This window comes from Streptosporangium sp. NPDC006007, assembly GCF_040614315.1.
GTDB lineage: Bacteria > Actinomycetota > Actinomycetes > Streptosporangiales > Streptosporangiaceae > Streptosporangium.
The window spans coordinates 65,795-84,807 of record NZ_JBEXUG010000009.1 but is presented as its reverse complement, the minus strand read 5'-3'; the positions used below and the strand labels follow the sequence as shown (position 1 = coordinate 84,807).

16 protein-coding genes are annotated in these 19,013 nt (G+C 70.5%); 8 read left to right on the top strand and 8 right to left on the bottom strand.

Annotation, left to right across the window (positions count from 1 at the left end):
• Window positions 1–18: 18 nt before the first annotated feature.
• Window positions 19–609 (top strand): rhodanese-like domain-containing protein, encoded by a 591-nt coding sequence (locus tag ABZ194_RS10080; protein ID WP_355594393.1) that lies wholly within the window; start codon window positions 19–21, stop codon window positions 607–609.
• Window positions 610–709: 100 nt separating this feature from the next.
• Here the strand turns inward: ABZ194_RS10080 and ABZ194_RS10075 are convergent, their stop codons facing one another.
• On the bottom strand, window positions 710–1,948 hold the full coding sequence (locus ABZ194_RS10075) for an isochorismate synthase (RefSeq protein ID WP_355594391.1): 1,239 nt from the start codon (window positions 1,946–1,948) through the stop codon (window positions 710–712).
• Between the two features lie 157 nt (window positions 1,949–2,105).
• On the opposite strand from ABZ194_RS10075, the gene ABZ194_RS10070 reads away from it, so the two are divergent.
• A complete protein-coding gene (locus ABZ194_RS10070) occupies window positions 2,106–2,975 on the top strand; it encodes a GDSL-type esterase/lipase family protein (RefSeq protein ID WP_355594389.1) in 870 nt (289 codons plus the stop codon).
• 488 nt (window positions 2,976–3,463) lie between these two features.
• Here the strand turns inward: ABZ194_RS10070 and ABZ194_RS10065 are convergent, their stop codons facing one another.
• Entirely contained in the window at window positions 3,464–4,621 is a 1,158-nt protein-coding gene (locus ABZ194_RS10065; protein ID WP_355594387.1) for an erythromycin esterase family protein, read from the bottom strand.
• A gap of 77 nt (window positions 4,622–4,698) precedes the next feature.
• Here ABZ194_RS10065 and ABZ194_RS10060 point away from each other — a divergent pair, with 77 nt between their 5' ends.
• From ABZ194_RS10060 to ABZ194_RS10045, 4 genes are all read left to right on the top strand, one after another.
• On the top strand, window positions 4,699–5,385 hold the full coding sequence (locus tag ABZ194_RS10060; protein ID WP_355594385.1) for a MerR family DNA-binding transcriptional regulator: 687 nt from the start codon (window positions 4,699–4,701) through the stop codon (window positions 5,383–5,385).
• A 272-nt stretch (window positions 5,386–5,657) separates the two neighbouring features.
• The gene (locus ABZ194_RS10055; protein ID WP_355594383.1) at window positions 5,658–6,350 is read left to right on the top strand and encodes an RraA family protein; all 693 of its coding nucleotides are present in this window, start codon (window positions 5,658–5,660) and stop codon (window positions 6,348–6,350) included.
• Between the two features lie 282 nt (window positions 6,351–6,632).
• A complete protein-coding gene (locus tag ABZ194_RS10050) occupies window positions 6,633–7,187 on the top strand; it encodes a hypothetical protein (RefSeq protein ID WP_355594381.1) in 555 nt (184 codons plus the stop codon).
• A gap of 24 nt (window positions 7,188–7,211) precedes the next feature.
• Window positions 7,212–7,637: a DUF4158 domain-containing protein gene (locus tag ABZ194_RS10045; RefSeq protein WP_355594379.1), complete on the top strand. Its 426-nt coding sequence runs from the start codon at window positions 7,212–7,214 to the stop codon at window positions 7,635–7,637.
• Here the strand turns inward: ABZ194_RS10045 and ABZ194_RS10040 are convergent.
• Window positions 7,552–8,880, bottom strand: coding sequence for an erythromycin esterase family protein (locus ABZ194_RS10040; RefSeq protein WP_355594377.1), 1,329 nt, complete (start codon window positions 8,878–8,880; stop codon window positions 7,552–7,554). The genes ABZ194_RS10045 and ABZ194_RS10040 overlap by 86 nt on opposite strands.
• Window positions 8,881–8,949: 69 nt before the next feature.
• On the opposite strand from ABZ194_RS10040, the gene ABZ194_RS10035 reads away from it, so the two are divergent.
• Together ABZ194_RS10035 and ABZ194_RS10030 are read left to right on the top strand one after the other, a co-directional pair.
• A complete protein-coding gene (locus ABZ194_RS10035) occupies window positions 8,950–9,576 on the top strand; it encodes a helix-turn-helix domain-containing protein (RefSeq protein ID WP_355594375.1) in 627 nt (208 codons plus the stop codon).
• A 215-nt stretch (window positions 9,577–9,791) separates the two neighbouring features.
• On the top strand, window positions 9,792–10,283 hold the full coding sequence (locus tag ABZ194_RS10030; protein ID WP_355594373.1) for a signal peptidase II: 492 nt from the start codon (window positions 9,792–9,794) through the stop codon (window positions 10,281–10,283).
• Between the two features lie 222 nt (window positions 10,284–10,505).
• Here the strand turns inward: ABZ194_RS10030 and narI are convergent, their stop codons facing one another.
• The 5 genes from narI to ABZ194_RS10005 form a co-directional block, all read right to left on the bottom strand.
• Window positions 10,506–11,237 (bottom strand): respiratory nitrate reductase subunit gamma, encoded by a 732-nt coding sequence (gene narI, locus ABZ194_RS10025; protein ID WP_355594371.1) that lies wholly within the window; start codon window positions 11,235–11,237, stop codon window positions 10,506–10,508.
• Window positions 11,234–11,860: a nitrate reductase molybdenum cofactor assembly chaperone gene (narJ, locus tag ABZ194_RS10020; RefSeq protein ID WP_355594369.1), complete on the bottom strand. Its 627-nt coding sequence runs from the start codon at window positions 11,858–11,860 to the stop codon at window positions 11,234–11,236. The genes narI and narJ overlap by 4 nt, the downstream gene beginning before the upstream one ends.
• A complete protein-coding gene (narH, locus tag ABZ194_RS10015) occupies window positions 11,857–13,521 on the bottom strand; it encodes a nitrate reductase subunit beta (RefSeq protein WP_355594367.1) in 1,665 nt (554 codons plus the stop codon). Before narH ends, narJ begins: the two co-directional genes overlap by 4 nt.
• Window positions 13,521–17,249 (bottom strand): nitrate reductase subunit alpha, encoded by a 3,729-nt coding sequence (locus ABZ194_RS10010; RefSeq protein WP_355594365.1) that lies wholly within the window; start codon window positions 17,247–17,249, stop codon window positions 13,521–13,523. Before ABZ194_RS10010 ends, narH begins: the two co-directional genes overlap by 1 nt.
• 329 nt (window positions 17,250–17,578) lie before the next feature.
• A complete protein-coding gene (locus ABZ194_RS10005; protein ID WP_355594363.1) occupies window positions 17,579–18,817 on the bottom strand; it encodes an MFS transporter in 1,239 nt (412 codons plus the stop codon).
• Window positions 18,818–19,013: the final 196 nt, after the last annotated feature.

Sequence of the window (19,013 nt, the reverse complement as noted above, 5' to 3'; positions counted from 1 at the left end):
AAAAGGACTCCTGCCATCATGACCGCAGAGACCGGCGTCGACGTGTCCACCGCCCGCGCCCTGATCGCGGACAACCCCGGCGTGCTCGTCGTCGACGTGCGCACTCCCGGCGAGTTCGCCTCCTCCCACATCCCCGACGCCGTCAACCTGCCCCTGGACCAGGTGAACGCGCACCTGCGGCGCGTCGTCGCCGACGCCGGCGGCACGATGCTGCTGATCTGCCAGTCCGGCGGCCGAGCCTCCCAGGCGCACGCCGCGCTGACCCGCGCGGGCCTGACCGGCGTGGTCGTGCTGGAGGGCGGGATGAACGCCTGGACCGGTGCCGGTGCCCCCACCACCTCGTCGGCCGCCGGCCGCCCGCGCTGGGGGCTGGAGCGTCAGGTCCGGCTGGTGGCCGGTGGCCTCGTCGCCACCTCGGTCCTGGCCGGCGTCTGGTGGCCTCCGGCTCGATTCGTCGCCGGATTCGTCGGCGCCGGTCTGACGTTCTCCGCCCTCACCAACACCTGCGCGATGGGCATGGCGCTGGCCAGGCTGCCCTGCAACCGCGGTGAACGGTTCGACATCGACGCCGCCGTCGCCCGGCTGCGCGGCGGCCCGGCCCGGGCGTGAGCGATCGCCGCGCCGGCGGCCGCGCCTCCAGGAGAGCGCTCCGGAACCGCGCCGGCCGGGGCCCTGGGCCGGGATTTCCCGGGTCGGCCCCTCGCGGAGGTCAGCCCTCCAGGGCGTAGCGCATCACGCGCAGTTTGGCCTGAGCCTCGGCGAGCTCGGCGGAGGGGACGGAGTCGCCCATGATGCCGCAGCCGGCGAACAGCCGGGCCCGGGAACCCTCGATCTGGGCGCAGCGCAGCGCGATGCCCCACTCGCCGTCGCCTCTGGCGTCCACCCAGCCGACGGGGCCGGCGTACCCGGCCCGATCCATACCCTCCAGCTCACGGATGACCTTCAGCGCCGTCTCCGTGGGTGTGCCGCCGACGGCGGCCGTCGGATGCATGGCCGCCACCACGTCCAGGACCGAGGTCCCGGCGGCCAGCCGCCCGGTCACCGGGCTGGCCAGATGCTGGACGTTCGGCAGCAGCAGCAACTCGGGGCTCTCGGGCACCTTCAGCTCCGAACAGAGCGGGGTTAGCGCCTGACGCACCGACTCCACCGCGCAGGTGTGCTCGTAGCGGTCCTTCTCCGACGCGAACAGGGCCGTACCGCGCGTCATGTCGTCGGCCCGGTCCCGGCCCCGCGAGGCCGTGCCGGCCAGCACCAGGGACTCGATCGTCTCGCCGGTGCGCCTGACCAGCAACTCGGGGGTGGCGCCCACCAGGCCGGCACAGGAGAAGGTGTAGCAGTCGGGGTAGCGGTCCGCCAGGCGCGCCAGCAGCACGCGAACGTCGATCGGCCGCTCGGCGACGGCGACCAGGTCGCGGGCGAGCACGGTCTTCTCCAGCCGCCCCGACCTGATCTGCCGCACGGCCAGCGCCACGGCGTGCTCCCATTCCGGGGCGGTCAGGCTGCCGTCGCCGTACCGGATCCCCCCCGGGGTGCGGGGCGGGGCGACCAGGTCGAGTCGCTCCTCGCCGACGGTGGTCAGCCAGGCTCGGCCGTCGCGGCGGGCCAGGACGACCCGGGGCACGACGAGGACCGAGCCGTAGGCCTCCGGGTCGAAGGTGAAGGAGCCGAAGGCGACGGGGCCCGAGCCGGGGGCGCCGACGTCGTCGTCGACATGGGCGTCGCCGAAGATGGCCGACAGCCAGGTGCGGGCCCAGTCGAATCGCCCGGTGCCCGGGGGCACCGCCACCCGCGCGGCCTCTCCCCAGCCCACCAGACCCTCACCGTGCCTGATCCAGGCGTAGGAGGCGGTCTCGGGAAGCCGCGCGAGCAGGTCGCAGGGATCGTCGACAAGGGTGGTTCTCACCACGAGGGGACGGGTCAGTCCGAGCGCGACACTCACCCGAAACACTCTATGCCGCGAACCGGACGCGTCCGGAGGCCGGTCCCCGATCAGCACGGCCGCCACGCTCTGTCAAGAAAACCAAGGCACTCGGTCAACGGAGGGCACCTCGCTGTCCTGCGGTGATACATCCGAAGCTGACGTGATCTCTCAGTTCGGAGGTGCCATGTTCGGCAGGACTGTGACCGCATTCACAGGGGTCGCCGTGCTCGCGGCGGTCTGGGCCGCCCCCCCGGCGGCGGGCGCCGAGCCGTGGCGGCCGGTGGTGATGGCCGCGCTCGGAGACTCGATCAGTGCCGGGTTCAACGCCTGCGGCTGGTACGTCGCCTGCGCGTCCCGTTCCTGGTCGGCGGGGGACAACCCGGCCGTCCAGAGCCACTACCTGCGGATGCTGGACGTGAACGAGGATCTCTTCGGGCATAACGTGAGTCTCGCCGTCGCGGGGGCGACCAGCGCGGATCTGGCCGGGCAGGTGGCCGGTGCGGTCGAGCGGAACGCCGACTACGTGACGGTTCTGATCGGCGCCCAGGACGCGTGCGTGGCGGAGGAACGGCGGATGACCCCGGTGAGCGTCTACGAGAGGCGCGTGGCCGAGGCGCTGAAACTGTTCCGGACCGCCCGCCCCGCAGGCCGGGTGTTCGTGGCGAGCATCCCCGACGTCAAGCGGCTCTGGCGGGTCGGCAAGGACAACGTGGCGGCGCGCGGGTTCTGGTCGCTGGGCCGGATCTGCCCCACCATGCTGGCCAGGCCCACCTCGACCGCGCCGGCCGACCAGGCCCGCCGTGACCGGGTGCGTGCCAGGGTGGCCGGCTACAACGCCGCCCTGGCACGGGTCTGCGCCGCGTACGGCCCGGCCTGCAAGTTCGACGGCAACGCCCTGTTCAACTGCCCGTTCACGCTGGACCACGTCAGTAAATGGGACTTCTTCCACCCCAACGACGCCGGTCAGCGGCTGATCGCCCAGCGGACCTTTCCGGTGATCCGTGCCTGGCTTGAGGAGCCCGTGCCCATGCCCGAGCCCGCGGTCCAGCCGTGAATCCCGTCCTCCCGCCTCCCTCGTTTCCGGTGCGGAGCCGGCCGGTTTCACCACGGACACCCCTGGAGCCGTCCGAAAGGCCGACTGTCATCGCCTCATGGGCCATGCGGGGGCTGGGAGACGGCAGGGGAGCGGCCTGCCCGGCCCTGGTCGCCTAGTCCCCGGGCACGTCGGGGGACTTCGGGCCTCCGGGCGGACACAGCCCGAAAGCCGATGTCACGATCATCAGTGGCGTCCCGGGAGTGGGATTTCACCGAAAGCCGACCGCCTTTTATTAATCTACTTATTAATCTACATTGTAAAGGCGATCGTTTGGGTTCAAGATCATTTAAAGTGGACTAAAGACCCTCCCCAAAACCAAGCAGAGCGCCGAGCTCTGGTGGATGCCGTTCACCGCGGACCGCAGGACCGAGGAGCTGCGCACGCCGGACGTGAATGGTGTGATCGATGCGTGCGCGTGCCGGCTCAGCCTGACACGCGCACGCCTGTCAGCCCAGCGTGTCAGCCTGCTTGAGGAAGACGACACCGTCGATCGTGGCGAGTTGGGCCGGGTCCAGCGGGAAATAGGCGAAATCGTGGGAGACGCGCGGGGCGGGCTCCGTGACTGCTTCGGCCAGGCGGCGGGCGTCGATGAGAGAGCGGTCCCACGGGAGCGTGGACAGGATGCCCTCGACGGTGTCCGGGGGCGGGGTGTTGTCGCCGACCGTGCCGAAGGCGGAGGCCAGGAAGGCGTACCGGTCGCCCAGGTGCGCTTCGGTGATCGCCGCCGCGCTCCACCACTCCAGCGGCAGGTCGCCGAGCCGCATGAGGCTCTTGTTCCGCTGCAGGTGGAGGTTGTGGGCGAAGACCAGGGCGGGGCCCTGTCCGGCGACGGCACGCAGGTTGGCGGCCATCATCGCGTCCCGCAGGGCCGACAGCCGCGTCATCCGCGCCGGGGACGTGCCGGCCATCCAGGAGTGGTAGCGGAGCAGGCCGATGGCGGTGCGTCCGTACAGTGCCGCCCGCTCTCTGTCTTTCGCGCTCAGCCGCGGCACCTGAGTGTCGAGCAGTGCCACCAGGTCGTCGGCGAGCAGTCGCAGCCGCTGGGCGTCGGTGGATCGGCCGATCGACTGGGACGGGTCCATGACCGTGGCCTCGTTCGTCCACCGGTCGTCCGGGCCGAGCAGTGCGTCGAGGGTTTCCATGGTGCAGGGGAGGGGGCCGTCGAGGAGGGTGTGGAGGGCGGTGAGTGCCTGGCGCGGGCTCTCGGCCCAATACTCCAGAGGGCCGTCGAAGCCGAAGAACCGGAGCTTTTCGTCGTGCTCCTCGTTGTACGCGCGCATCCAGCGCACGAGTTCGCGGTTGGCCGGGGACGCGCCGAAGCCGTGGCTGAAGCCGCGTTCCATGACGTCGTCGAGCGTGCCCGCGCCCGTCGTGATGTGGTCGTCCACCACGAGGCCCTTGAGGCAGTCGCTCTCGATGGCGAATGACCGGTAGCCCTCGTGTTTGACCAGGTGCTGGAAGATCTCGTTGCGCAACTCGCCCAGTTCCCCTACGAAGTGCCTGGCCTCGCCCAGGCCGAGTAGCAGGGGCTTGGCGGGAAGCGACTGGAGGAACGCCGATACGCCCGCGCCGTCGAGTGGCCGGGCCGTGTCCTTGATATCCATGCCTTTAACGGTATCGTTGAACACTCGGTGTAAACTTTGGTGATATTTTCGGCTTTTGACGAGGACTTACCTTCAAAATGCGGTTGCGGCCGATCGATCTGGCGCGAGAGCACGGCCTGTCCACTCAGGCGGTGCGCAACTACGAGGAGGCGGGGATTCTGCCGCCGGCCGGGCGCTCGCCGCACGGCTACCGCGTCTACGCTCCGCGTCACGCGGCGGCGTTGCGGACGTTCCTGGCGTTGATCCCCGCGCACGGCCACGCGTCCGCGGGGGCGATCATGCGGGCCGTGAACGGCGGCGCGGTCGAGGGGGCGTTGCGGCTGATCGATGAGGGCCACGCGCAGCTGGCCGGTGACCGGTGCACGCTGGAGGCCGTGGAAGGGGCGTTGCGTGATCTGGCGCCGCCGCGTGAGCTGGAGCCGGGGGTGACGTTCATCGGGCCGCTGGCGCGCAGGCTCGATATCCGGCCGGCGACGTTGCGTAAATGGGAGCGGGCCGGGCTGATCGTGCCTCGGCGCGATCCGCGCACCGGCTATCGTGTCTACACCTCCGCCGACGTGCGCGACGTGCTGCTGGCCCACCAGTTGCGGCGGGGTGGGTACGGGTTGGAGCAGATCGCGCGGGTGCTGGAGCGGGTGCGGACGGCGGGCGGGCCGGAGCCGCTGCGGGCGACGCTGCGGGAGTGGCGGGACCGGCTGACGGCGCGGGGCCTGGCGATGCTGGCGGGCGCGGCCGCGCTCGACACCTATCTGGGGACGCCGTAGCGTCCGACGGCGAGTTCACGGGTGGTACGCGCGGGTGGTGGTCGTATGGCTGCCGCTGACGATCCAGGAGGGGGAGGAGCCGTTCCCGCTTGCGGCGGCCCGCGGGGCTTTCGTCCTTCGCCGTCAGGGCGGCTCCTGATGTGCGCGGTGATACCTGTTTGTTCCGTCGCGACTCGTGCCGTCGGTGTGTTGAGCCGGTCACCGGTAGGATCACCGCACTGCCCGCCGCGTCCGGGTGTCGGCGGTGGCGGGGCCGAGCTGGGGAGAACATCGTGCTGAAGGCTTTCGCCGATCTGTCCACGCCGCTGGTGGCCGACGCCTGTGTCCGGGGCGGGGTGCCGCTGCGCGTCGCGCCGGTCGGCATCGGCGCTGTCGTTTCCGGACACCGGATCGCGGGACGTGCGCTGCCGGTGCGCCACTACGGCAGTGTGGACGTGTTCTTGGAGGTGTTGAGCCGGGCCGGGCAGGGTGATGTGCTGGTCGTCGACAACGGCGGCAGGGTGGATGAGGCCTGTGTCGGTGACCTCGCCGTACTGGAGGCCGAGGCGGCGGGGGTGGCGGCCTTGGTGGTGTGGGGGCTGCATCGCGACACGCCGGAACTGGTGGAGATCGGCCTTCCGGTGTTCAGCTACGGCGGTTATCCGCCTGGTCCGGTGCGGCTGGATGAGCGGGAGCCCGAGGCGCAGGCCACTGCGCGGTTCGGGCCGCATCTGGTGAGTGATGACGACGTCGTCTTCGGTGACGCCGACGGGGTGCTGTTCGTCGCCGCCGAGTGTGTCGAGGAGGTGCTGGCGACGGCGCTCCGGATTCGGCGGACCGAGCGTGAGCAGGCCCGCCGGATCCGGGCCGGTGAGACGTTGCGCCGGCAGACGGCTTTCGACGACTACCTGGCGCGGCGCGCCGCCGATCCGTCGTACACCTTCCGGCGGCATCTTCGGCGTATCGGCGGGGCGGTCGAGGAGTAGCCGCCGCTGGCGGGGCTTCTCCGGGAGCGGGCAGGACGGCGCCGGGTGCGCGCCGGGGTGCGGCACGTTCGGTGGGTGTGATGGCGGACGCGGCTGAGGCGACCCTGCCGGTATTCGTCTGCACGACATCGCTCTGTTTCTTCCCCGTCTTCACAGTGCCCGGGGAGTGTGAGTTGTGTGGCTGCTGGGACAGGGAAGCGTCCACCGAAGATCGTTCACTACGTTCGGTAATTAAATGGATACTTTTTGTGGTCGTCTCCGAATGCAGAGGAACCCTTCAGCATGCACAGAATCGTCTCGTCCCTGGCTGTGGCCGCCCTCACTCTGGCCGGCTTGACCGCCGTCTCGGCCCCCGCCCACGCCGATACCTCCCGGCCCGACCAGAGGATCATCAACCGGATGGACGGCAGCCGCCTGGCTCTGTACGGCGATGGCGTCGGTGAGGGAGCCCACGCCGTCTCACTGCGTTTTCCCCCTTGGAACTACAGGACCGCCAAGTGGACCTGGATCACCGGGGGTGACGGCTACTGGGTGATCAAGAACGAGGCGGCCGACAAGTGCCTGCAACCGATCATCGGTGCCCCCGGAGCCAACGACATCGTGATCGTCAAAACCTGCGACGGGTCGGCCCTCCAGGATTGGAGCCGCGCGAGGGAGGACACCGCGGCGGGCGGCGAGACCGGCTGGGGCCGCCTGCGTCCTCGCGTGAACACCTCCTTGGCATTGACCCTCAACATCTATCAGGGCTCCGGAGTCTGGAACTCCCTCTATCTCGCCCAGGACCAAAGCTCCACAGACCGGTTGTGGCGCATCGTCGACAGTGACGCCCCCTGGTGATCCCCCGCACATCGTCGGCGGCTTATGCCGGTGGTGGAGTTCTTGGCCGATGGCGAGGGGTCGGCGTACGGCTGGTACGCGGAGGTGTCTTCGCGCGCAGACCTGGAACGGGTGTTCTTCCTCAATGAGGAGGACCGGAGGCTGATCGAGCGGCGCCGCGGCGAGCACATGCGACTCGGTTTCAGCCTCCGGCTCGTGGCCGTTCGGTGGGTGAAAACGTTCCTGGAGGATCCCTTGGGCGTGCCGGCGAGGGCTGATCCCTGGACCGCGCAGGCCGTGCACATGCCCCTCGAACTCACCCGCTCCGGGGGTGCGGCCGGCAGTTCGTGTGAAGATTCAGAACGGTCATTCGTCGGCACGGGTGTCACTCCGGCCTCCACTGGGAGAATGCCCGCTGTACGTCGTGGGGAGCGTGGGCGAGCGCGGCGTGGTCGGGTTCGGCCGCCGTGACGTGCGGGAGGTGGACGATGATGTCGAAGGCGTCCAGTGGGCTCTGGTCGGAGTAGAAGGTGCCGATGCCGGCACGCTGCCGGGAGGCGGCCCGGACGGCGCCGGTGTCGGCCGGCGACAGCCGCCGCAGGTCGGTCGCGAAGGGCCCGTCGTGGCTTGCGGCCATGAGTCCGTCGATGCTGTCGGGCCGGGGTGCCTCCATGGCCGTGAAGAGGACGCCGGTGTAGAAGTCGGCTCCCGTGTTGAGGATCTGGCCGGTTCCCGAGGTCGTGCCGATGGCGAGATAGTCCGAGCCCAGCCGGTCGGCGAGGTGCATGCCCATCGGGGTCATCGTGGGTATGCCGGGAATGGCGCCGGGCCCGCGTTGGACGTGGCCGTTGTGGGCGGCGAGGACGATCCGGTCCTCCCTGTGCAGGATCCATTCGACCGTGTCCGCGATCGCGGCCTCGCGGTTGCACATCATCGCTCCCTGGTCGCCGCGTGACAGCTCCCGGAACATCGCGTCGAGGGTGACCGTGACGCGCAGCGAGCGGAGCGCGCGCTCGTAGGCGTCGGCGGTGGCCCGCCGAAGGTAGTCCGGGCGCCGGTCCGTCATGCGCGCGGAGAGGTCACCAAGGCCCGCCGTGAGCGCGTCCCTGGTCTCGGGTGCGAGCCTCCCGTAGGTGGAGATGGCCGCGGGCGCGGAGAACGCGGACGGCGCCGCGAAGACGGCGGCCGTCTCCCGGATGCCCGGGTCGACCTGGAAATCCGGATCGGCCTGCGCGAGGTAGGCGGTTACGGTGTCCAGGCCGGGTAGCAGGGAGACCATCGAGCCGGGCAGGTCGATCCCGTAGAACCCGACGGGGTGTGAGGCGCCGCCGTTGTGCCGGCGGGTCCATTCCAGGTGGGCGCGCATCGGCGTCCACAGTCCCATCAGTGACGTCATGCCGTCCGCCATGACCTGGCCGAGCCGCTCCTCACCGCCGTCTCGGACCCAGCTGTCGACCAGCCATCCTTCGACGAATCCGGTCTCCATCGCGTAGGCGCCGAATCCGTGCCGTTCGACCAGGTAGCGCAGCAGGCGGTGGCGGAGCCGGAAGAATTCGCGGTTGTAGTGCGCGCTCTCGCCGATCGCCACCACCCGTGCGTCACCGATCGCCTCGTCCAGCCATTCGAGGTCGTCCAGTGGCTCGGCCGGATCGAGCGTGCGCAGTGCGATCACCGCCTCGTCACTGAGCCGGGCCGTCCCTGCCGGAGTGTTCATGGTCATCTCTAATCCCTTCGATTGCTTTCCCAATTTTGGGGACGGTATCAGATATGGGAAAGTAAGGGGATGGACATCCTCGATCTGCTCCTTCACCCGGTCCGGCTGCGCATCGTGCACGTCATGTCCGGCGGGCGCACCCACACCACCTCAGACCTGTGCGCCCGCCTGCCCGACGTCCCGAAGACCACCGTGTACCGGCACGTCGGCCTCCTGGCCGGCGCGGGGGTGCTGGAGGTCGCCGGTGAACAGCGCGTGCACGGCGCCGTCGAACGCCATTACCGGCTGCGCCGGGACCGGACAGTGATCGACGCCGACGCGGCCGCGTCGATGTCCCTGGACGACCACCGCCGAGGATTCACCGCGGCCATGGCCGCGTTGCTCGCCGAGTTCGACGCCTACCTCAGCCGGGACGGAGCCGACCCGGCCGCCGACCTGGTGGGCTACCGGCAGAGCGTTCTCTGGCTCAGCCGCGACGAGCTCGCGGAGATGCTCGGCGAGCTGCGCGAGGTCGTCGCCGCCAGATGGGGCAACGGGCCCGCGCCGGGTCGCAGCCCTCACCTGGCGAGCGCGATCTTTTTCCCGGCCGGGGATCCCTCGCGGGACGGTGCCGGCCGGCAGGCCGAGACCCCCGCCGGCGAGTCCGCACGTGGCCTCTCACAACCCCCGGGGACTCCGCGGCAGCGTCCCTCCTGAAACGCCCTGCCGCGCTCTCCGGCGCCGAGGCCTTCCACGGCTTCGCCGGCGCCGATGGCCGGAGCCGCCCCCGCCCGGCATCGCACGCCGGCGTCGCGCGCGGACAGGGGTTTCGCTAGATTCGATGCGAGAAGATCGCAGATTGCGGGGTAGGGGTGCCGGTCGGACGCAGTTCGCAGGGGACGAGACGGCGAGGAACGCGGCCATATGGGCTGATGCTCGTGCTGGCCGCGCTGGTTCTTCTCGGCGACCAGTCATCCAAGTCCTGGGCGACCTCGGCGCTCTCGGACGGTGAGCGCATCACGGTGATCCCGCGACTGATCCAGCTGCGGCTGTTGTTCAACCCCGGTGCCGCGTTTTCGATCGGCGCGGGGGCGACGTGGGTGTTCACCCTTGCGGCCGCCGCCGCGGTCGCCGGCATCCTGTACGCCGGTCGGCGGTTGCGCTCGCCCGCCTGGGCCGTCGTGCTGGGCGCGCTACTGGGCGGCGCCATCTCCCACCTGCTCGACCGCCTCTTCCGCCCGCCCGGTTTCGCCCAGGGCCATGTCGTCGACTTCATCGACTACGGCGGCCTGTTCGTCGGCAACGTCGCCGACATCGCCCTCACCGGCGGCTGCGCCCTGCTCATGCTGCTCAGCCTCCACGGCGTCCCCCTGGGGGACGTGGCCGGGAAGGGGCACTCGTCTTCCAGGGGGCCGGGCAGCTGATCAGCTCGAAGGTGATGCGGCCCGGTGTGGTCGTGTTGGCGTCTCCGGCGAACGGCGGGGATCAGGCGGACGGCAGACTGGCGCCCATGAGCGAACTGGATCGGCGGCGCACGCGAGGCTGTGAGACCCGATCGTCGCTCGTTGCGGTTGTCGCGCCGGGGCATCGCCGGCGCTGCTTTGGGGCTCGTGCAGCGTGAGGGTGTGGCGGCGCCGGCGGGGCGGTCAGCGAGACGGCTCCCAGCCTCGCCGGGGGGCCCGGGAGCCGGCCCGCTGCTCGTCACGGCTGCGGTAGACGACATAGGGCCGGGTCAGGTAGCCGATGGGCGCGGTGAGCATGTGCACCAGCCGGGTGAACGGCCAGATCGCGAACAGCAGCAGCGCGCTGAGCGCATGCAGCCGGAACAGCGGCGGCGCGCCGGCCATCGGCGCCGGATCGGGCTGGAAGTAGAAGATCGAACGGAACCACGGCGAGATGGTGGTGCGGTAGTCGTAGCCGCCGCCGACGACGTTGGCCGCGACCGTGGCGGCCAGGCCCAGCACAATGACCAGACTCAGCGTCGCGTACATGAACTTGTCGTTGCGGGTGGTGGCGGTGAACACCGGGCCGACGGTGCGGCGCCGGTAGATCAGGATCGCCAGGCCGCCGAGGGTGGCCACGCCCGCGATGGTGCCCAGCCCGACCGCGACGACATGGTAGGCCTCCTCGCTGACGCCCGCCGCCTCGGTCCAGCTCTTGGGGATCACCAGCCCGCCGATGTGGCCGAGCAGCACGACCAGGATGCCGAAGTGGAACAGCGGGCTGCCGATGCGCAGCAGCCTTGATTCGTACATCTGCGACGAACGGGTGGTCCAGCCGAACTTGTCGTAGCGATAGCGCCACACGTGCCCGAGCACGAATACGGTGAGCGCGATGTACGGCGTCACCACCCACAGCAGCACGTTCACCGCGTTCACCTGCTCGCCTCCATAACCGCGTAGGGCTCCAGCCCGACCTCCTCGGCCGGCGGTCCCTGCGTCGCCAGCCGCAGCGCGGCCTCTTGGTCGCGCCGGCTCGCCGGGCCGAGCGTGGCCAGCACCGCGGCCACCACGTCGGCGTACGGCGAGTTCTCGGCCTCCAGCGCCCTGCGTAGCAGTTCCACGCCCGCGCGGTTCTCCTGCAGCAGGCGCCTGGCCTCTCGGACCGCGCCGCGCGCGGACAGCTCGCACACCACCGCCAGATGGTCGGGCAGTTCCCCGTCGGCGAGTTCGAAGCCCGCGCCGCGGAAGGCGTGCTTGAACCGCAGCAGCGCCGCGCCGCGCTTACGGGTGTCGCCGTGGGCGTAGTAGGTCAGGTATGGGCAGCAGCGCCGCTTGAGGTCGAACGTCGACACGTAGTGGGCGGCCAGTTCGGCCCGGCCGGTGGTCGCGGCGTGCTCAAGGAAGGCGGCCAGCCGGTCGCGGACCTCCCCGGCGGGCAGGCCGGCCACCGCTTCGGACAGGATCTCGTGCCCGCCGTACAGCCGCTCGTCGGGGTAGCCGAGCGTCACCGCGGCCACCATGTGGGCGGTGCGCAGCCCGCCTTCGCCCAGAGCCGTCATGATCGTCCCTTCCCGTTCTCGCCGTTCTTCGGGAACAGGCCGTCGGGTGTGCCCCTGCCGTCCCAGTTGAGGAGGTTGACCCGGCCGCGCAGCTCATCGGCCCCCTCCGGGCCGTCGTCCGTCTGCCGCCTCTTGAGCATGTGGAAGTTCTCCACCGCGATCGGGGCGGGCATGCCGGAGGCCTCACCGAACGGGCCGCCCATGCCGGGGCCGCCCTCGTAGTCGAGGCTGCAGCCGGTGGCCGCCTCCTCCAGTCGCGCGCCCTGCTCGGCGTGGGCCTTGGGGATGACGTAGCGTTCGCCGTAGGCGGCGATGGCCAGCAGCCGGTGCATCTCCTCGATGCCCCGGCCGGTCATGCCGACCGCGGCCGCGATCGACTCCTCGCGCTCCTGGCCGAGGTTGACGCGGCGCATGTAGGAGCGCATCGCGGCCAGGCGGCGCAGTACGGCCCGCACCGGTTCGGGGTCTCCGGCGGTGAACAGCTCGGCCAGGTAGCCGATCGGGATACGCAGGGCGTCGATGGCGCCGAACAGGTTGCCGGCGTCCTCACCGTCGTGGCCGGTGCCGCTGAGCACGTCCACCACCGGCGACAGCGGCGGGATGTACCAGACCATCGGCATGGTCCGGTATTCGGGGTGCAGCGGCAGCGCCACCCCGAATTCGAAGATCAGCCGGTGGACGGGGGAGCGGCGCGCCGCCTCCAGCCAGTCCTCCGGGATGCCCTCGGCGCGGGCCGCGTCGATCACGGCCGGGTCGTGGGGGTCGAGCATGACGCCTCTCTGCGCCTCGTACAGGTCCTTCTCCTCGGCGACGGAGGCGGCCTCGGTCACCCGGTCGACGTCGTAGAGGATGATCCCGATGTAGCGTAACCGGCCCACGCACGTCTCCGAGCAGACGGTGGGCAGGCCCACCTCCACGCGGGGAAAGCAGAAGGTGCATTTCTCGGCCTTGCCGGTGCGGTGGTTGAAGTACACCTTCTTGTACGGGCAGCCGGTCACGCACATCCGCCAGCCGCGGCAGCGGTCCTGGTCGACCAGGACAATGCCGTCCTCGGATCTTTTGTACATCGCCCCGGAGGGGCAGGAGGCGACGCACGAGGGATTGAGGCAGTGCTCGCAGATGCGCGGCAGGTAGAACATGAAGGCGTTTTCGAAGTCGAGCCGGACCTGGCCGGAGATCTTGCGCAGGACGGGGTCGGCGGGCGCGAGCTCGGGACCGCCGGCGAGGTCGTCGTCCCAGTTCGCACTCCAGCTGATCTTGGTGGGCTCGCCGGTGATGAGTGAGCGGGGCCGGGCGACCGGGGTGTCGTCCTGCATGGGCGCGGAGAACAGCCGGTCGTAGTCGTAGGTCCAGGGCTCGTAGTAGTCCTGGATCGACGGCATCAGGGGGTTGGCGAAGATGGACAAGAGCTTCCTGAGCCGGCCGCCGGCCTTCGGTGTCAGCCGGCCTCGCCTGTTCAGCCGCCAGCCGCCCTTCCACCTGTCCTGGTCCTGGTAGGTGCGGGGGTAGCCCTGGCCGGGGCGGGTCTCGACGTTGTTGAACCAGACGTATTCGGTACCGGCCCGGTTGGTCCATGCCTGTTTGCAGGTGACCGAGCAGGTATGGCAGCCGATGCACTTGTCCAGGTTCATGACCATGGCGAGCTGAGCCATGACGCGCATCAGTAGTCGACCTCCTGGTTGCGGCGGCGGATCACGGTGACCTCGTCACGCTGATTACCGGTCGGGCCCAGGTAGTTGAACGCGAACGACAGCTGGGCGTAACCCCCGATCAGGTGCGTGGGTTTGATCAGCAGCCGGGTCAGGGAGTTGTGGATGCCGCCGCGCCTGCCGGAGGCCTCGCTCCTGGGCACGTCCACGACCCGTTCCTGGGCGTGGTACATGTACACCGTTCCAGCCGGCATACGGTGCGAGACGATCGCGCGGGCCACCACGACGCCGTTGCGGTTGAGCGCCTCCACCCAGTCGTTGTCGCCGATACCGGCGCGCCCGGCGTCGGCGGGGCTCATCCAGATGGTCGGCCCGCCCCGCGACAGCGTCAGCATCAGCAGGTTGTCCTGGTATTCGGAGTGGATCGACCACTTGGAGTGCGGCGTCAGATATCGGACGGTGATGCCCTGCTCACCGCCCTCGCCGACGGCCGGCTCGCCGAACAGCGCGGTCATGTTCAGCGGCGGCCGGTAGACCGGCAGCCCCTCACCGGCCTCGTGGATCCAGTCGTGGTCGAGGAAGAAGTGCTGGCGGCCGGTGAGGGTGTGCCAGGGCTTGCGGTGCTCGACGTTGATGGTGAAGGCCGAGTAGCGGCGCCCGCCGCTCTCGCTGCCCGACCACTCCGGTGAGGTGGTCACCGGCACCGGCCGGGCCTGCGTGTCGGCGAACGTGATCCTCTTGTGTTCGTCGGCGAGCCCGTCGAAGCTCGTGCCCGTGCGGCGGCCCAGGGTCGCGAAGCCCTGCGCGGCCAGGTGGCCGTTGGTGGTGCCCGACAGGGCCAGGATCGTCTCGCACATGTCGGTGTCGCGGGCCAGCGACGGCCGGCCGTCGGCCACGCCGCCGCGGACGGTGCCGTTCATCCGGCCGAGCCGCTTGATCTCGCCCGACACGTCGAACGTCAGGCCCTTGGTGGTGGCGCCGAGTTTCTCCATCAGCGGGCCGAGTGCGGCCATCTTCTGCGCGATCGCCCCGTAGTCCCGCTCCACCGTGACGATCTTCGGGAAGTTCCGGCCCGGCACGGGCGCCCGTCCGCCGGCCCGCCAGTCGTCCACGACGCCGCCGGGGGTGGCGAACTCGTCGGGCGTGTCGTGCAGCAGCGGCACCGCCACCAGGTCTCTGCGCACGCCCAGGTGGGTGGCGGCCAGCGCGCTGAAGGCCTTGGCGATGGCGGCGAAGGCCGAGAAGTCGGTGCGGGTCTGCCAGGGCGGGTCGATGGCCGGGGAGAAGGCGTGCACGAACGGGTGCATGTCGGTGGACGACAGGTCGTGCTTCTCGTACCAGGTGGCGGCGGGCAGCACGATGTCGGAGAACAGCGTCGTGGAGGTCATCCGGAAGTCCAGTGACAGCAGCAGGTCGAGCTTGCCCTGTGGCGCCTCCTGCCGCCATGTGACGTCCCGCGGCCGCTGTTGCGGGGCGGCCTCCTCGGCTCGGACGGAGGAGTCGGTGCCCAGCAGGTGACGCAGGAAGTACTCGTTGCCCTTGGCCGAGGAACCGAGCAGGTTGGCCCGCCACACCGTCAGCACGCGCGGCCAGTTCCGCGGCGCGTCGGGGTCCTCGCAGGCGAAGCCCAGCGTGCCCGCCGCGATCTGCTCGGTGACGTACGGCCCCGCCTCCCGGCCCGCGGCGGCGGCCTCGTCGGCCAGTTCCAGGGGGTTGCGGTCGAACGTCGGATAGGACGGCATCCAGCCCATCCGCGCCGAGGCCGACAGCAGGTCGGCGGTCGCCTTGCCGGCGAACGCGCCGTCGCCCAGCGGGGAGGAGACCACCTCGGCGCTGTAGGTGTCGTAGCGCCACTGGTCGGTGTGCAGATACCAGTACGCGGTGCCGATCATCTGCCGGGGCGGGCGCGACCAGTCCAGGGCGGAGGCCATCTGCGCCCATCCGGTGACCGGGCGGCACTTCTCCTGCCCCACGTAGTGGGCCCAGCCGCCGCCGTTGACGCCCTGGCAGCCGGTCAGCGTCGTCAGTGCCAGGAAGGAGCGGTAGATGGTGTCGGAGTGGAACCAGTGGTTGGTGCCCGCCCCCATGATGATCATGGATCGGCCGTTGGACTCCTCGGCGTTGCGGGCGAACTCGCGGGCGATCTTGATCGCCTTCGCGGCCGGTACGCCGGTGATCGTCTCCTGCCAGGCCGGCGTGTACGGCGCGCTCGCGTCGTCGTAGCCCGGCGGGTCGTCGTAGCCCGGCGGCCGGTCCCGCCCGCCCCGCGCGCGCGGCTCCTCGCCGCCGGTCCCGCTGGACAGGCCCTTCCGGGCGACGCCGTACTGGGCGAGCATGAGGTCGAAGACCGTGGTCACCAGCCTGCCGGCGATCTCGCGCACCGGCACGCCGCGCCGCAGCACCCCGCCGGCCCCGTCACCGTCGGCGGCCTGGTCGAAGCGGGGCAGCAGCACCGTCGCGCTCCGCCCGCCGTGCAGCGTCAGCTGCGGGTCGACGCCGTCCAGGTCGAGGTTCCATCGCCCCTGGCCCCGCTCGGAGTAACGGAAGCCGAGCGAGCCGTTGGGCACGACCGGCTCGCCGGTGGCGGCGTCGACGAGCACCGTCTTGAACGCCGCCTCATCGCCCGCCTCCCCGAGATCGGCCGCGGTCAGGAACTTGGCGGGCACGTACCCGCCCTCCTCGCGCTCGGTCAGCGTCACCAGGAACGGCAGGTCGCTGTGGCGCTTGACGTAGTCGGTGAAGTACGGCACCTGCCGGTCGACGAAGAACTCCTTGAGGATCACGTGCCCCATCGCCATGGCCAGAGCGCCGTCGGTGCCCGGGTGCGGCGCCAGCCACTCGTCGGCGAACTTCGTCGCGTCGCTGTAGTCGGGGCTGACCACGACGACCTTCTGGCCGCGGTAGCGGGCCTCGGCCATGTAGTGGGCGTCGGGGGTGCGCGTCACCGGCACGTTGGAGCCCCACAGCATCAGGTAGGCCGCGTCCCACCAGTCGGCCGACTCCGGTACGTCGGTCTGGTCGCCGAACACCTGCGGGGAGGCCACCGGCAGGTCGGCGTACCAGTCGTAGAACGACAGCATCGTGCCGCCGATCAGCGAGACAAACCGGGCACCGGAGGCGTGGGAGACCATCGACATGGCCGGGATCGGGGAGAAGCCGGCGACACGGTCGGGGCCGTAGGTCTTGATGGTGTGCACGTGGGCCGCGGCGATGATCTCGGTGGCCTCCGGCCAGGTGATGCGGACCAGGCCGCCCTTGCCCCGGGCCGACTGGTAGCGGCGCCGCCGCTCCGGGTCGGTGGTGATCTCCGCCCACGCCTGGACCGGATCGCCCAGCCGGGCCTTGGCCTGCCGGTACATCTCCACCAGCACGCCGCGCGCGTAGGGGAAGCGCACCCGGGTGGGGGAGTAGGTGTACCAGGAGAAGGCGGCGCCGCGCGGGCAGCCGCGCGGTTCGTACTCCGGGCGGTCGGGGCCGACGGTGGGGTAGTCGGTCTGCTGGGACTCCCAGGTGATGATCCCGTCTTTGACGTAGACCTTCCACGAGCACGATCCGGTGCAGTTCACGCCGTGGGTGGAGCGCACCACCTTGTCATGGCTCCACCGATCGCGGTAGAAGGCGTCCCCCCGGCGTCCGCCGATCTGGTGCACGGTCCGCAGGTCGTCACCGACCCGGCCCGGCCGTAGGTGGCGCCCCAGCCGTAACAGGGCGTCGCTGACCGGCCCGTCCATACCCGCCATAGGTGACCCTCTTTCCCTTGTCACGAACCGGACGTGCCCGTCATCGGTGTTTTTATGGCCATATAGCTGCACAGAAGATCCTGTGCCCTTGACCTGTGCGCCACCTGTGCCGCTCCGGCCCGATGCTGCTAAAACCTTGATCTTTGCGGCTGACTGTATGACCAGCTCAGGGCCTTTAGTCCCATTTTCAAGTCCGAAGGACCCCAAAGCTGCCGTCACCCCCTCCCTTTTACCTGGTCATGGGAGTCCGGTCTGGAGATCAGGGGCCACCCGCCCGCCGCCGGAGCCTCCGGCGGCGGGCCTCCCGTGCCGACCTCACCGTGCCGACCTCACCGTGAGGAGACCAACGGCGCCGGGGGCACGGCCGCGTGACCCCGGGCGGTTGAGCGGACCACGGCCAACGTCAGCACCGCCACCCCGGCCAGCAGGGCCAGGCCCAGGCCGTAGGAACCGAAACGGCCGTAGACGAAGCCCATCACCAGCGGCGGAACGAACCCGCCCAGGCCGCCGGCGGCGCCGACCAGGCCGGTGACCGAACCAACCTTGTCGCCCGGGGCCACCTGGGAGACAAGCGCGAAGGTCGCCCCGCTGCCGGCGCCGAGCGCCGCGGCCATGGCCAAGAACGCGGCCGTGCCCAGGAACATCAGCGGCGGCGTGAACGCCTGCACCGCCGCGCAGGACGCGACCACGGTGAACACCGCGGCCAGCACCGGGATCGACCCGATCCGGTCCGACAGCCAGCCCCCCACCGGGCGCATCACGACCGCCACGAGCACGAAGCCCGCCATCCGGTTCGCCGCGTCCGCCTGCTCCAGTCCGTAGGCCGACCGCAGGTGGACCGGCAAGTAGACGGAGAAGGCGACGTAGCCGCCGAACGCCACCGCGTACAGGATGCAGGCCCGCCACGTGATCGGGAGCCTTACGGCGGCGACCAGCCGCGCGGCGGTCGACTGCGTCGGCGCCGTACGGCCCGGCGCGTCCCGCAGGAACAGCCCCGACACGATGGCGTAGACGGTCAGCACGGCCGCGGTGAGCAGGAAGGGCGTGGCCGGGCCGCCCGCCCTGACCAGTTTGACCGTGGTCAGGGCGCTGATCGCGGTGCCGGCCATCCCCATGCCGAAGACTCCGACGGCCAGGCCGCGGCGCTCGGGGGGAAACCAGGCGCTCACGAAGGGCACGCCCACGGCGAACACCGTCCCGCCGACCCCCAGGAAGAACCCGCCGGCCAGCAGCGCCGCCAGCGAGGTCTGCCCGGCCACGCCGATGAACAGGACAGGGACGATGGTGGCGGCCGAGATCAGCGGGAACATCACCCTGCCGCCGAACCGGTCGGTGAGCGCCCCGACAGGAATGCGGCCCAGCGAGCCGACGATCACCGGGACCGCCACCAGCAGCGCCTGCTGGGAGGCCGACAGGCTCAGGAGCTCCTTGAACCTTGGGCCCAGAGGGCTGAGCAGCGCCCACGCCCAGAAGTTCACCGCGAACCCCACGGTGGCCAGTGTCAGCATCAGCGCCGGCCCGCGGCTGAAATCGCTCGGAGTTTTCCGATTGGCTCTGTCGGTACTCATTTTCGTCCGTTCCTGTCCGCGGGTTCACGCCCATGCGGCGCCGCGGCGCGTCTCGCTGTGCCCGGCACGTGAGGCTGTTTGCGTGCGAGCGGGGCCATAAGGCATGACCGGGATGATCGGTACGTGTCCGACGGGGGGCGACGGGGCGGCCCGGCGGGCTGTGAACCCCTCATGTGAACGGCTCTCACGACGATCC